Here is a 14,470-nt window from a genome sequence, read left to right on the forward strand (position 1 = left end):
CATCCCACTGACAGCGGGTCACCCCGGTACTACCGGGCGCCGCGCAGCCGGGGCGCCTCGCCTCTCGCGTCGACGCTCCCGCCGCCGCCCTCCACCCGCCCGGCCAGCTCCCGCGCCCACCCCGCGAGCCCCTCGGCGTCGATCCCGTACGGCCGCCGCACCCCGCCCAGGGACGCCCACTCCTCGACCGCGCCCGCGCCGCGCCGCAGCAACCGCGCCCCGCCGGTCACGTTGCCACGCGCCGCGTGCGTGAGCCCCACCGCGAGCTGGGCCAGCCCCCGCCACAGCGTCCGCTCCGCCTCGGGCCCCGACTTCCAGGCGTCCTCGAACACCTCGTGCGCGTGGAAGGGCTTCCCGGCGTCCAGCAGCGCCTGCGCCTCGGCGACCGTCTGCTCCGGAGTCCGTACGACCCCCTCGGGCTGCCGCTCCACGCCGAGCGCGCCGTACGGCAGCGGCCGCCCCAGTCCGTCCCGCGGCCGCGCGTTGCGCGCCCGCCCCTCGGCGTCCCGGTCCCGTGCTCCTGTCCCTGCGGCGTCTCCCATACGCCCGATTGTCCCCCCGCCCACGCCCTCTTTCGGGCTGCCCGGGGACGTGGGGTAAAGTGCTGATCGCGCGATCACGCGGGTCACCGTGAGTGAGCGCACCGGGACGTGGCGCAGCTTGGTAGCGCACTTGACTGGGGGTCAAGGGGTCGCAGGTTCAAATCCTGTCGTCCCGACCAGCCTTATGGCAGGTCGGAGGCCGTTCTCTCATTTACGGGAGGGCGGCCTTCCGTGCGTTCGGAGGTCCGTATCGGCTTGCGCAATGTGCTGCTGCTGGGGGCCGTCTCGGCTGTGATCGGCAGTGCGACGAGCTGGATTCCGACGGGGACCTCCCCCGTTTGCCGAGCGCGGCCGCCGGGTTCAGACGTCCGGGCGGCGGCGCCGGGCAGGCCGTTGAGGCAGTCGGTCGCCTTGTGGACTTCGGCGGTCACTGAGTCGCAGCGGAACCGTTCGGACGCTGCGGAGGCGGAAGCAGGAGCGGCAGCGAGGAGCACGGCGGCGCCGCCCCCGGGGGACGATGCGGCACGCCGCAGGGGAGGAGCGGCCAGGTCACCAGGCGTTGCTCCACCCGGTTGTGCTGGAATACGAGTCCAGCAGGTCCACCACGAAGACCAGGGTCGAGCCCGCCGGGATCAACGGCGAGGGCGACTGATTGTTGTAGCCGAGACGCGGGGGAACGATGATCTCGCGCCGACCGCCGACCTTCATCCCCCTCACCCCCCGGTCCCAGCCCTTGATGACCTTGCCACTGCCCAGAGCGAACTTGAGCGGCCGGCCCCGGTCCCAGGAGGCGTCGAACTCCTTCCCGGTCTCGAAGGTCACCCCGACATAGTGGACCCTGACCACCATGCCCGGCTTCACCTCAGCCCCGTCCCCGACGACCAGGTCCCGGATGGTCAGCTCGGTAGGAGCGTCACCCTCCGGAACGTCGACCTCGGGCTTCGCCAGTTCACTCATCGCAGCCTCGTCACTCTCCGCCGGAAGCCGTCGCACTGACCAGCCGGACACATGGACACTCCATGCATCAGATGGTCACGCTACCGAGATGCCGGTCCCCGGAGCACACCAGATCCAGCGGCCACACGTGATGATCTTTCGCTTCGCATGGCCGATGAACGCGACCGGCACGCACAGGTCACGCAGTAATCGCCAGAACGAGACGAGGCGCGGACGGCTGTCGGCACATTGCCCCGGAAGGCGACCGCCACTCCCTGATGGCGGATGCCGAGGCCGGAAAGGTCATCGTTGCGATCCTCGGCCGCCTTGGAGGGCGACCGCCACTTCGAAGATCTCGCGCGGCTCGTCCACGAAGACCGACCGAGGATCGCAACGTGCAGGTGATCTGCATGTCATCGAGCACCTCGTCGAGGTGGCGGTCGACTCGCCTGGTCCGGTGGGCGTAGTCATCCGATCAGCGTGGTGAGGGTGACGTCTTCGGGTAGCCCGGCCTCGTAGACGTCAACCTGGTGCAGGCCGCGCAGGTTGACCTCGCCGCGGGCGGCGGCGAGGTCGTGTCAGTTTCCAGCGGAGCTTGTCGGCCACCCAGTCTGCGGCGTATTTGCACTGGTCTGCCGGCACGGACAGCCGGTCCGCCGGGTCCTTGTCCGCCTTGGAGCGGTCGGGAAGCGCGCGAGTTCGCGGATTCTTGGACGCGGTCACGCTCCACCCCGCGCATCGATTGGAGCTTTGAAAGGACCTGTGCGCGAGTTCGCCGCTCTAGCACTCGGACAGATTCGATCGTACGAGTCAAGGGTGACGGCCACTCGTTCGGCCGGTCAGGGCCCTTTCGCGCTGTCAGACTCCCGGGAGGGAACGCGCCGGTGGGGCGTGGGCGAGGCGGGAGCGGCGAGGCAGGGTGGGCGTGACCGAGCGCGGTTCGGCCGGTCGTGCCGCTCCGGACGGGACGGGGCCGGGCGTGACGGACCATGGCGTGCCGCGCGCACGCGCGGTGACGGAGGACCGGCCGGGCGGGCGACAGCGCGGTGGCGGACCCGGCGGGCAGCGGCGGGACGAGGGGGCGGCGCGTGCGGGGCCACGGCACGTGGCCTGCGTGATGGACGGCAACGGGCGTTGGGCGCAGCGGCGTTCGCTTCCCCGTACGGCGGGTCACCGGGCCGCGGAGACCGCCGTCATCGACGTCATCGAGGCGGCCCGGGCGGCCGGCGTGGAGTGGCTCAGCCTGTACGCCTTTTCCACCGAGAACTGGAACCGCCCTGGCACCGAGGTCGAATTCCTGATGCGTCTGGTGCGCCGGGTTGTGCGCAAGCATGCGCCGCTGCTGCTCGCGCGCGGCATCCGCTGCCGTTTCCTCGGGGTCGCCGATCCGCGCATCCCCCGCGAACTGGCCCAGGACTTCGACGACTTGGCGGCGCTGACGGCCGACAACCGGGGGATGACGCTGACCGTCGCCTTCGACCACGGCGGGCGTCGGGACATCGTCGAGGCCGCAAGGTCGCTGATCCGCAGCGGGACGCCCGCCGACGAGGTGACCGAGCGGATCTTCGCGGACCACCTGCCTTTCCCCGACACCCCCGATGTGGATCTGGTCATCCGCACCTCCGGTGAGCAGCGCATCTCCAACTTCATGCTCTGGCAGGTCGCCTACGCCGAGTGGATCTTCCCCGAGGCGCTCTGGCCGGACTTCCGGGCTCCCGACTTCCTCGCCTGCCTGCACACCTACCGGCACCGAGACCGCCGCTTCGGCGGCGTGCCCGCCCGGACGAACGGAGACCCATCATGACCACCGAAACCACGGGAACGGCCGACGAGGCATCCCTGTTCGGCCCGAAATCGCAGTTCAGCGCCTTCTTCGACGACCCGCGCTGGGCCCTGGCCATGATCCGCGCCACCGTACTGGAGGCCGCTCACCCGCAGATCGGCGCCGCCCTCGTCGACAACTCCACCTTCGTCGCCCACCCCTGGCGCCGACTGCGCAACACCTTCCTCAGCATGCGGCGCATGTTCGGCACCGACCCAGCGGTACGCGAACGGGAGGCCGCCCGGCTCAACCGGCTGCACGCCCGCATGAGCGGCTCCGACTCCCGCGGCCGCGCCTACGACGCGATGGACCGCGCGACCCGCGCCTGGGTGGTCGCCACCCTCTTCGAGAGCGCAGTCACCATGTGCCGGCTGAGCGGCCAGCCGCTCGACCAGGACACGATGGAGCGGATGTACGCCGAGTACCGCGCGTTCCTCGCCGCGCTGGACGGCGACGCCGCGGAACTCCCCGAGGACCTGAACGACTTCTGGCGGTACTTCGACCGGGTCGTCGAAAACGAGCTGGAGAACACCGAGGCGGCCCGCGTCATCCTCTACCGGCTCTTCGACCACCTGCCCGCCCCTGCGCTGCTCGACGGCGTGCCGACACTGTGGGCGGCCGGCCGCGCTGTCGCCGGACCGCTCCTCGGCGCGATCACCGTCGCCTCGCTCCCCGAGCCCTACCGGCGCCGGGCCGGCCTGCCCGAGATGCCCGGCGCCCCAACCCTCATGCAGGGCGCCTACCTCGCCGCCGGGCTCGCCCGATTCCTGCCCGAGGGCTGGATCAACGCCGAAAGCATCATCGAAGCCCTCTCACTCTCACCCGACAGCGACGACCCCCGCGCCCGCACCGTAAACGCCCTGCGCGCCCGCATGAAGCGGGCATCGGCCCTGCTCCGCCTCCTCACACCACTGAGCGGCGACACCAACCCCGACCCGGCCCCTTCGGCGGGCACAGAAGAGAACCGACGCCCGGCGGAGGAGTTCTTCCGCCGAGTACTGGACCAGACCGGTGACGGCCACCTGGACTGGCCTGACCTCGCCGCCATGGCACGCGAACTCTCCACCCGCCTCGACCTGGACGAACCCGAGGAGGCCCGGCTTTACGACGCCTTCGCCGCCTGGTGGCGCGAGCTCCAGACTGCCCTCGACACGGACGGCGACGGCCGCGTCAGCGCCGAGGAGTACGCCACCGCCGTCCCCTCCCTCGCAGGACCCGCGCTCATCCGCGTTGCCGAGGTCCTCTTCGACGCCACCGACAAGGACGGCAACGGGAGCATCGACGCGGACGAGTACCGAACCCTCTTCCGCACCGCCTTCCACCGCGACCTCACCACCACCGACGGCGCCTACGGCCAGAGCGCCTTCGTGGGCGACTTCCTCTCCTTCATGGCGGGCCGCCGCACGGGCACCCCGTACGACCCCCTCCTCGCCGACGCCTGACGAGCTCGTGCACGGGTTGGCGGCCACGGCTGCACGCTCCTCCGATACGTCCCTTCCAGGGCGCGTATCGAGCCGTGATCACACTGCCTACTTCGCCCGCCGCCCGTGCGACTCGCGTGAGAGCATCCGTCCATGAGCAGCGACCTGGAAGTAAGTGCTCTGGCGGTCAACGTCACGATCCCGCAGGCCCTCCGCTGGACGGACACTCGACGTGGTGAAGAGTTCCAACTGACCACACTCAACATCCGGCTTCTCCCGGACGGTCACCTCGCCGCGAAAGCCTATGGCCGACCAGTCGGCGGTGGTCGGGGCGCATATGTGTCGTTCCCGGTCCCTGACGAACCAGAACTGGCGGCTCTGGTTGTCGACGCGGCCAGCCGCGCCGGGACGTTGTGGGCCGCTCATCGCGGTCTCGGCTGAGCCTGGTTCGGCTAGAGGGCAGACGGCGGCAGTTGCGGACTCCGCTCTCGCGGCGGGGTCTGGTCCGGTAGATCTTCTTGCGTGACGCAAGTGCAACTGACGTACACAGAGTGGGAGTTCATCGGGCCGTACCTGCCGATCGGCGAGTACGGCCCGTACCCCGAGCGGCTGCGGCGGCAGTTCGAGGGTGTGATCCGGCGGTTCAGGACCGGCGGGCAGTGGCGGGAGATGCCGCAGGAGTTCGGTGCCTGGTCGACCGTGCACAACCGCTTCCGGCGGTGGCGTGACGCCGACGTCTTCGAGGCCCCGCCGGAGGGCCTGATCGCGGAAGCGGCGAAGCGGGGCGAGGCGGACCTGTCCCTGGTCAGTGTCGACTCGCGCCCCTGAACGTCAGCTTCCGCCGACCTTCGCTTCCCATGAGGCCTGCTCGTCCCGCGGCAACCGGGCCCACCTGCGTCAACGCGGCATCCAGGCAGTGATCCCGGAGAAGAAGGACCAGGCCTCCAATCGGCAGAAGAAGGGTTCCGGGGGCGGTCGACCCGTCAGCCAGTCAACTTCCTCCGCCGCAGGCAACGTCGACCCCGCCGAGCTGCTCCGGATCGGCTGCGTGAGGAGGGGCCGATCCACCGGATCACCGGCACGGTCGGCCTGCCCGTCCGGCTGGTCAGCCGCGAGCAGGGAACGCGGGGTCGGCGCCGCCGCGGTGATCCCTCGGCCCCGGCCGGCCCCTCGCGCGCTCCAAGTTGTTGGGTGAGTCTCAGGCGTACCCGGCGAAGGCGGCTGCACGTCGCCGGGCGTGGTGTCCGCCTCGCCGCGTCGGTCGACGTGCGTTCCGGGGACGGCTCATCCGGTGCGGGCGGCCAGGCCGGCGGCGACGGTGCGGGCGGTGCTGGGCGGGTCGGCGGAATTGGCTGATCCGACCTGAACAAAGGCTCCGATCAGGGGAGTTCGGGCCGGGCATCGGGTGATGGCGACGTTGCCGGCGGCTTTGGCGACGTTGCGGAACGCTGCCCTCACGGGATGGACCTGTCAAGACTCTGTGCACACCTCCGCGCTACTTCTATTAAATTAGTAATTAATCTTGACACGATTTCGGCCACGCGCCACAGTCTTCGCCGTGACGTCGTAGGCCCGCTCCGGCAGAGCGGCCCGCGTCCCGTTCTCCTGCTTCCCGACCCCTGGGAGACGCACGTGATCTCGCACCCGCCCGTACGCAGACCCCGGCTCCACCAGTTCACCCGGACCGTCCTCGCGGCCGCCGTCGCGGTGGCCCTGGCCGCCACCGCGACCCCCCATGCCGTCGCGCAGACGGCCGTCGACCAGGGCGCACCCACCGCCTACGACAGCGGCCTCGCGCCGACGCCCTACATGGGCTGGAACACCTACTACGGGCTCGGCGCGCCCACCGAGAGCGAGGTGCGTTCCGTCGCCGACAAGCTGGTCAGCAGCGGTCTGCGGGACAGCGGCTACGACATCGTGTGGCTGGACGGCGGCTGGCAGGCCGACAACCCCCGGGACGCCCAGGGCCGGTTGGCGGCCAACCCCGACCGCTTCCCCTCCGGCATCCCCGCCCTCGTCTCCTACCTGCACAAACGGGGACTGCGGGCCGGCATCTACACCGACGCCGGCACCTACGACGGCGGCAGGAGCTGCGGTCTGGGCAGCCGGGGGTACTACGACCAGGACGCACGGCAGTTCGCGAGCTGGAAGATCGACGCGATCAAGGTCGACTTCCTCTGCGGGATCGGCGCGAAGCTCGATCCGGGGCCCGCCTACAAGGAGTTCAGCGACGCGGTCGCCAAGTCCGGCCGCAGGATGCTGCTGAACCTCTGCAACCCGCTCACCGACGACTGGGGCCTGCCGCACACCCCCGAGCAGGACGCCCACAACACCTACGTCTACGCCCCGGCGATCGCCGACTCCTGGCGCACCGGCACCGACATCGCCTGGGGCAGCCCCAGCCCCGGCGAGTGGCCCGACATCCTGCGCAACATGGACGCCAACGCCTGGCATCCCGAGGCACAGGGCCCCGGCCACTACAACGACCCCGACTACCTCATCCCCATGCGGAAGATGGCCGACGGGACGTACGAGCTCACCCAGGAGGAGTCCACCACCCAGTTCGTGATGTGGGCCGAGATGGGCTCACCGCTGATGCTGGGCTCCGACCCGCGCACGCTGCCCGACGCGATGATCAGGACCCTCCGCAATCCGGAGATCATCGCCGTGGACCAGGACCCCCTCGCCGTCCAGGGGGTAAGGGTGGCGACCGATTCGGTCGGCGACGTCTACAGCAAGGTGCTGCGGGGGGACGGACAGCGTGCCGTCGTACTGCTCAACCGTTCCGGCCAACCCGCGCTGCGCACCGTGCAGTTCGCCGACACCGGCCTCGGCGGCCCGGTGCGCGTCCGTGACCTGCGGGCGCGCGCCGACCGGGGCACGCACACCGGGTCGTACACCGTCGAGGTCCCCGCGCACGGCACCGCGTTCCTCAAGCTGACCGGCGCCGACGCGCTGCCGGGGACGGACCTGGGCGTGACCGCCACGGCGAGCCCGGCCGTGGTGAGCGACGGTGCCACGTTCTTCCGGGGGCCGCACGGCTCGCTCGTCGAGAGGACCGACGGGAGCACGAAGGACCTCGGCGGCCCCGCGCAGGGCAAGATCCTGGGCCAGCCCGCCGCGTACGCCTCCGCCGGCGGCCGCATCGACGTCTTCGTACGCGGCGCCGACTCGCTGGCCTACCGGCGGGTCCACGCCGACGGACGCTGGGGCCGATGGCAGCCGCTGGGCGGGGAGCTGACCGACGCGCCGTCCGTCGCCTTCACCGACCCCACCCACTGGACGCTGTTCGCGCGCGGCGCCGACGGCACGGTCGTGCAGCGCGGTCCGGACTCCGGCTGGTCCTCGCTCGGCACGCCCGGTGACCGGCAGGTCCAGGGCCGCCCGTCCGCCGTCGTCGACGCCCAGGGGCGCCTCCACGTCGCCGTACGCACCACCGCGGACGACGTGTGGACGCGCACGCGGGACACCTCGGGGCAGTGGTCCGACTGGACGTCCCTCGGCGGGACCGTCAGCGGCAGCCCGACCCTGGTCGCCGCCGGGGACACGGTGCTGCTGTACGCGCGGGCCGCCGACTACACGCTCTGGCAGCAGCGCTACGCCGACGGCGCCTGGCAGGGCTGGAGCAAGCGGCAGGAGTTCCCGAGCGCGGCGTTCGACGGCGCGCTCGGCGCGGTCGCCGGCCCGGACGGAGCCGTGGACGCGGTGTTCCGCGGCGTCGACGGCCACGTCCACCAGATCCGATTCAAGTGAACGAGGAACCCGACATGGCCAACTCCCAGACCAGCAGACGGCGGTTCCTCGCCGGACTCGGTGCCGCCGGGACCGCGGCGCTGCTCGGCGGCTGCGTCACCTCCACCTCCGCCGGCAAGGGCTCCTCGAAGGGCGCGGTGACCCTCCAGTCCAACCTGTCCGCCCCGCAGGCCAAGGCCGCGATGGAGGACCTGGTCGCGGCCTACGCCAAGAGGGGGTCCGGCAGGGCCGATCTGAACACGGTCGCCGCCGAGACCTTCCGCACCCAGCTGCCGACCTACCTCACCTCCGCCAACCCGCCGGACGTGTACACCTGGTACCCCGGCTCGGTCGCGGACGCCTACGCCAAGAAGAACCTGCTGCTCGACCTCGACGAGGTGTGGAACTCCTCGCCCGACCTCAAGCGGTACACCAAGGCGCTGCACTCGCTGTGCACCGCGAGCTCGGGCAAGAAGGTCTTCGTGCCCGGCACCTACTACTGGTGGGGCATGTTCTACCGGAAGTCCCACTTCGCCAAGTGGGGCGTGAGCGAGCCCACGAACTGGGACGGCTTCCTCGACCTGTGCGACAGGCTCAAGAGCAAGGGCGTCACCCCGATCGGGCTCGGCGCCGGCGGCAACACCCCCTGGGTGGCGTCGGCCTGGTTCGACTACCTCGACATAAGGATCAACGGCGCCCAGTACCACCGCGAACTCCTCGCGGGCAAGCACCGGTTCGACGACCCCGAGGTGCGCAAGGTCTTCGACCGCTGGCGGGAGGTGCTGCCGTACTTCGACCCGAACGGCACCGCCGTCGCCTTCCAGGACGCGACGACCGCCCTGCTCAACGGCCGCAGCGGCATGATGCTCATCGGCACCTTCTTCGCCGACGCGGCGCCCAGGAGCGCCCTGGGCGACATCGACTTCTTCCGCTTCCCGGTCATCGACTCCAAGGTCCCGCTCGCCGAGGAGGCGCCTGTCGACGGCTACTTCGCCAGCGCCCGCAGCGGCCGCCGCGACCAGGTCCTCGACCTGCTGAAGTACCTGGCCACGGCCGAGGCCCAGGAGATCTACATCAAGGGCTCCTCCGGCACCGTGCTGCCCTGCAACCCGGACGCCAAGGACGCCGGCACCGCGCTGGTGAAGAAGGGCCGCGCGCACGTCGCCGCGGCCGCCGAGATCACCCAGTTCTTCAACCGGGACTCCAGCGACGCCCTCCAGCCCACCGCGGACACCGCCCTGACCAGGTTCCTGGCCGAGCCGAAGTCGATCGGCGGCATCCTGACCGACTGGCAGCGGGACGCCGAGAAGATCTGGAGCGCCTGACATGGCCGTCCTGACCGCGCCCGAAAGGAGGTCCCCGGCCCGCCCGCCCACCAGCGGCAGGCGGGCCCGGGGCCCCCGGCGCACCCCGCCGCTGGTCCTCGCCTTCGTCCTGGTGCCGCTGCTCGCCGAGGCCCTGTGGGTGTTCTGGCCCGCCCTCCAGGGCTTCTGGCTCGCCCTGACCAAGTGGGACGGCGTCTCCCCGCCGCAGTTCGTCGGCCTGGACAACTTCCGGGAGATGGCCCACGACGACGTCTTCCGCAGCGCCGCCGGCCACACCGTGCTGTGGCTGGTCCTCTTCGGCGGCCTGTCCGCCGTACTGGGGCTCGCCGCCGCGCTGCTGCTCCAGCAGGAGCGGCGCGGGGTCGGCTTCTACCGGGCCGTCCTGTTCCTGCCGGTCGTCTTCTCGCTGGTCGCCACCGCCCTGGTCTGGCAGGCGATCTACCAGCCCGACGGCGTCCTGAACCGCCTGCTGGACGCCGTCGGCCTCGGCAGCCTCCAGCACGCCTGGCTCGCCGACCAGGACACCGCCCTGTACGCGGTGATCGTGCCCGCGCTGTGGCGCCAGATCGGCTACGTCATGGTCCTGTACCTCGCCGGTCTGAAGGGCATCGACCCCGCGCTCCACGAGGCCGCCAAGGTCGACGGCGCGAGCGCGCTCCAGCGCTTCCGGCATGTCACGCTGCCCCGACTGCGCAGTGTCAACGCGGTCGTTCTGTCGGTCATCGTCATCGACTCGCTGCGCTCCTTCGACGTCGTCTGGTCGCTCACCCGCGGCGGCCCCTACCACTCGTCCGAGTTGCTGAGCACCTACATGTACTCGACCGCTTTCCAGTCCCTGCGACTCGGCTACGGCTCCGCCCTGGCCGTCGTCATCTTCGTCCTCGCCTTCGGGGTCATCGCCTCCTACCTCGTGCGCGCCTTCCGGGAGGCCGACTGATGCCCGCCGACGCCACGGCCAACTCGGCGGCAGTGCGCCGCAGAAGAGCGGCCACCGCCGGATTCCACCTCGGTGCCGGCGCCCTGTCCGTCCTGTGGCTGCTGCCCATCGCCCTGGTCCTGGTGACCAGCCTGCGCTCCTTCGACGACATCGCCGCCCACGGCCTGGGCAGCCGGCCGCACTCCTTCACCCTGTCCAACTTCGGCCAGGCCTGGACCGACGGCGGCCAGCAGCAGGCCCTGGTCAACAGCCTGCTCGTCACCATCCCCTGCGTCCTGGTGACCCTCGCCCTCGCCGCCATGGCCGCGTTCGCCCTCAGCCGCTACGAACTGCCCTTCCGGCGCTTCCTGCTGCTGCTCATGCTCGGCGGCAACCTGCTCCCGCCGCAGATCCTGCTCATCCCGGTGTCCAAGCTCAGCGAAGTGATGGGCGTCTACGACACGCTGCCCGCGCTCATCGGTGTGCAGATCGGCTTCGGCGTCGGCTTCTACGTCTTCGTCCTGCACGGGTTCATGCGGTCGATCCCGGTGGAGATCCAGCAGGCGGCGGTCGTGGACGGCGCCGGGCCCTGGCAGATCTTCCGGCGGATCATCCTGCCGCTGACCCGCCCCGCCCTGGCCGCCCTCAGCGCGCTCTCCTTCACCTGGATCTTCAACGACCTGCTCTGGGCGATCACCGTGCTGCGCAGCGACAGCAAGATGCCGATCACCGCCGCCCTCATCGGACTCCAGGGCCAGTACGTGTCGATGTGGAACGTGATCGCGGCCGGGTCCGTGATCGCCGCCGCGCCCACGGTCGCCGTGTTCCTGCGCTTCCAGCGGCACTTCGTGGCCGGCCTCAACGTGGGAGCGGTCAAGTGACCCACCCGCGCTGGACCTTGCGGACGGAGAACACCAGCTACACCGTCCGTCTCTCCCCGGACGGCCCCTGGGCCGAGCTCGACGCCTGGGGCCCGCTCGGCGTCGAGGACGGGCCGTCCGCCCTGGACTGGTCCCACCGCACCCACTTCATCACGCCCGCCGACGCGGCTCCGGCCGAGTATCTGCCGTACGGGCTGCGGCCGTTCACCGGATCCGAACTGGTGGTGTCGACTCTTGGCGGGGAGCGGGGCGTGTGGTGGGAGTTCGACGGCGCCACGGAGTCCGAGGGGGCTCTTCGGCTCGCCTTCACGGACGAGGTGATCGGCCTGCGGACGGTCCTGTGCTACGAGAGTGTCCCCGGCACCGACGTCATCCTGCGCTGGGCCGAGTTCACCGCCACGGCCGAACTCCGCCTGGAGCGGCTCGACTCGGCAGCCGTCACCGTCCCCGCCAGGGGCGCGGCCCGGCTGACCTGCCTCGCCGGGCAGTGGTCCCAGGAGTTCCAGCACACCCGGCTCGATCTCGCCAGGGGCACGTTCAGCATCGGCAGCCTGCAGGGTGTGGCAGGGCACGCGTACGCGCCCTGGCTCGCCGTGCAGGACGGGGAGGCCGCGTACGGTGTCGCCCTCGAATGGGCGGGCAACTGGCACATCACGGCGGAAGCCGAGCCGGGCGGGGCCGTCCGGGTCCGGGCCGGACGGGTCCCGCACGAGGGCGCCGTACGCATGGCCCCCGGGGAGACCCTCAAGGCGCCCCGCCTCGCCTGCGCCTTCAGCGCGGACGGACTCGACGGTCTGTCCCGGGTCTGGCACCGCTACGAGCGCCGCCTGGCCGGCGACCGGCTGCACCGCCCCCGCAAGGTGCTCTACAACTCCTGGGAGGCCACCGGCTTCGACGTCGACGCGGCCGGTCAGCTGGAGCTGGCGAAGGCGGCCGCGGACATCGGGGCCGAACTGTTCGTCGTGGACGACGGCTGGTTCACCGGCCGCGGTGACGACACCGGGGGACTGGGCGACTGGTACCCCGACCCGCAGGCGTTCCCGCAGGGCTTCGACCGGTTCGTCGCCGACGTCCGCGGCCTCGGCCTGGACTTCGGCCTGTGGGTGGAACCGGAGGCGGTCAGCCCCGGCAGCCGGCCGCACACCGAACACCCCGAGTGGGTCTACCGCGTCGACGGCCGCCCGGCCCGTCTCGTCCGCAACCAGTTGCTGCTCGACCTCGGCCGGAGCGACGTCCAGGACTTCGTCATCGCCACCCTCGACCGGCTGCTCGGCACCTACGCCGTCGGCTATCTGAAGTGGGACATGAACCGCCCACCCACCGAACGCGGCCGCCCCGGCGCCGGTCCCGCCGACCAGGCCGACCTGGACGCGGAGCACGTCGCCGGATACCTGCGGGTCCTCGACCACCTGCGCGCCGCCCACCCCGACGTCACCGTCGAGGGCTGCGCCGGCGGCGGCGGACGGGTCGAGCACGCCACCCTCGCCCGCACCGACGTCGTCTGGCCCAGCGACAACACCGCGCCCCTGGACCGGCTGCGCATCCAGTACGGCTTCCTGCACGCCCACGCGCCCCACGTCATGAGCTCCTGGGTCACCGACGCCCCCGGCGTCTTCGACCCGCGCCCGCGCAGCCTCGCCTTCCGCTTCGTCAACGCCATGTGCGGAGTCCTCGGGATCGGCGCCGACCTGCGCGCCTGGACCCCGGAGCAGCGATCCGAGGCCGCCCGGTGGATCGCCCGCTACAAGGAGGTGCGGGACGTCGTCCACCACGGGGAGGCCCGGCTGCTCGGTACCCCGGACGACCCCACCTGCGGCGTGCAGTTCGACGCCGGCGACCGTACCGTCGTCGCCGCGCTCTCCACCGGCCGCCTCGACGGGGCACCGCTGCTGCCAGGCCGCCCCGACCGGCTCCGGCTGCGCGGCCTGGACCCGGCGGCACGCTACCGGGACACGGCGACCGGAGCGTCGTACAGCGGATCCCATCTGCGCCACCACGGGCTGCCGTTCGCGTGGAGTGCCGGGCACGATGCCGACCTGGTGGTGCTGAGCCGCCTGTAGGACGCATATGTTTCCAGCAGCTCACCCTCTAAGGAGCCCGATGGACCAGTCCGTACGCCGGTACGGTGCCCGCTTCACCGGCCGTACCGCCGTGGTGACCGGCGCCGCCTCCGGCATCGGAGCCGCCACCGCCGCCCGCCTCGCCGCGGAGGGCGCCGCCGTCGTGCTCGCCGACATCGCGGACGAGCGCGGCCAGGCCGTGGCGGACGGAATCGAGAAGGACGGCGGCCGGGCCGGGTACGTGCACGCGGACGTCGCCGCCGAGGACGACTGGGCGCGGATCGTGACCGCCGCGCACGCCTTCGGCCCGGTCGACGTGCTCGTCGGCAACGCCTACACGGTCGAGGTCGTACCGGCCCACCAGCTGACCCTGCCGTCCTGGCAGCGGCAGCTCGCCGTCAACCTCACCGGCGGCTTCCTCGGCGTCAGAGCGGTCCTGCCCGACCTGCGCGCCCGCCGCGGCGCGGTGGTCCTCACCTCGTCGGTGCACGCCCACGCCGGTATCCCCGGCCACCCCGCCTACGCCGCGGCCAAGGGCGGCCTGCTCTCCCTGTGCGGACAACTGGCCGTCGAGTACGGGCCCGAGGTGCGCGTCAACTCGGTGCTTCCCGGGCCCATACTGACCGGGGCCTGGGACCGGGTGCCGCCCGGGGAACGCGAACGCAGTGTCGCCCAGACCGCCGCCCGCCGCTTCGGCACGCCCGAGGAGGTGGCCGCCGCGATCGCGTTCCTCTGCGCCGACGAGGCCTCCTACATCACCGGGTCCAGTCTCGTCGTGGACGGCGGCTGGAGCGTCGTGAAGGCTTCCGCATGAGCCCCGCCGAACCGGCCGTTG

At 71.5% G+C, this 14,470-nt stretch carries 11 protein-coding genes, 1 tRNA gene and 1 pseudogene; 11 read left to right on the forward strand and 2 right to left on the reverse strand.

Annotated elements, in window-relative coordinates:
* Positions 1-29: 29 nt before the first annotated feature.
* Positions 30-542 carry a DUF309 domain-containing protein gene (locus tag AB0P24_RS30765; protein WP_365799683.1) on the reverse strand — a complete coding sequence of 171 codons (513 nt, stop codon included), beginning with the start codon at positions 540-542 and terminating at the stop codon, positions 30-32.
* A gap of 102 nt (positions 543-644) precedes the next feature.
* Here AB0P24_RS30765 and AB0P24_RS30770 point away from each other — a divergent pair.
* A tRNA-Pro gene (locus AB0P24_RS30770) sits at positions 645-721 on the forward strand.
* Positions 722-1,091: 370 nt separating this feature from the next.
* On the opposite strand, the gene AB0P24_RS30775 is transcribed toward AB0P24_RS30770, so the two are convergent.
* Positions 1,092-1,499, reverse strand: a complete 408-nt coding sequence (locus tag AB0P24_RS30775) for an FKBP-type peptidyl-prolyl cis-trans isomerase (RefSeq protein ID WP_365799685.1) — start codon at positions 1,497-1,499, stop codon at positions 1,092-1,094.
* A 1,096-nt stretch (positions 1,500-2,595) separates the two neighbouring features.
* Here AB0P24_RS30775 and uppS point away from each other — a divergent pair.
* From uppS to AB0P24_RS30825, 10 genes and pseudogenes are all read left to right on the forward strand, one after another.
* Entirely contained in the window at positions 2,596-3,282 is a 687-nt protein-coding gene (gene uppS / locus AB0P24_RS30780) for a polyprenyl diphosphate synthase (protein WP_365799798.1), read from the forward strand.
* On the forward strand, positions 3,279-4,742 hold the full coding sequence (locus AB0P24_RS30785) for an oxygenase MpaB family protein (RefSeq protein ID WP_365799687.1): 1,464 nt from the start codon (positions 3,279-3,281) through the stop codon (positions 4,740-4,742). Before uppS ends, AB0P24_RS30785 begins: the two co-directional genes overlap by 4 nt.
* A gap of 132 nt (positions 4,743-4,874) precedes the next feature.
* Complete coding sequence (locus AB0P24_RS30790) at positions 4,875-5,162, forward strand: hypothetical protein (protein ID WP_365799689.1); 288 nt, start codon at positions 4,875-4,877, stop codon at positions 5,160-5,162.
* Positions 5,163-5,243: 81 nt separating this feature from the next.
* Positions 5,244-5,709: pseudogene (locus tag AB0P24_RS30795) on the forward strand (transposase); the annotation flags it as partial.
* Positions 5,710-6,353: 644 nt separating this feature from the next.
* Positions 6,354-8,474, forward strand: coding sequence for a glycoside hydrolase family 27 protein (locus AB0P24_RS30800; RefSeq protein ID WP_365799691.1), 2,121 nt, complete (start codon positions 6,354-6,356; stop codon positions 8,472-8,474).
* A 14-nt stretch (positions 8,475-8,488) separates the two neighbouring features.
* A complete protein-coding gene (locus AB0P24_RS30805; RefSeq protein WP_365799692.1) occupies positions 8,489-9,778 on the forward strand; it encodes an extracellular solute-binding protein in 1,290 nt (429 codons plus the stop codon).
* A gap of 1 nt (position 9,779) precedes the next feature.
* Positions 9,780-10,715 carry a sugar ABC transporter permease gene (locus AB0P24_RS30810; RefSeq protein ID WP_365799694.1) on the forward strand — a complete coding sequence of 312 codons (936 nt, stop codon included), beginning with the start codon at positions 9,780-9,782 and terminating at the stop codon, positions 10,713-10,715.
* Positions 10,715-11,575: a carbohydrate ABC transporter permease gene (locus AB0P24_RS30815; RefSeq protein ID WP_365799696.1), complete on the forward strand. Its 861-nt coding sequence runs from the start codon at positions 10,715-10,717 to the stop codon at positions 11,573-11,575. The genes AB0P24_RS30810 and AB0P24_RS30815 overlap by 1 nt, the downstream gene beginning before the upstream one ends.
* Entirely contained in the window at positions 11,572-13,635 is a 2,064-nt protein-coding gene (locus AB0P24_RS30820; protein WP_365799698.1) for an alpha-galactosidase, read from the forward strand. Before AB0P24_RS30815 ends, AB0P24_RS30820 begins: the two co-directional genes overlap by 4 nt.
* Before the next feature lie 40 nt (positions 13,636-13,675).
* Positions 13,676-14,449, forward strand: coding sequence for an SDR family NAD(P)-dependent oxidoreductase (locus AB0P24_RS30825; protein ID WP_365799700.1), 774 nt, complete (start codon positions 13,676-13,678; stop codon positions 14,447-14,449).
* Positions 14,450-14,470 lie beyond the last annotated feature (21 nt).

Source organism: Streptomyces sp. NPDC086519, assembly GCF_040686075.1.
In the GTDB taxonomy this organism is placed as follows: domain Bacteria; phylum Actinomycetota; class Actinomycetes; order Streptomycetales; family Streptomycetaceae; genus Streptomyces; species Streptomyces shenzhenensis.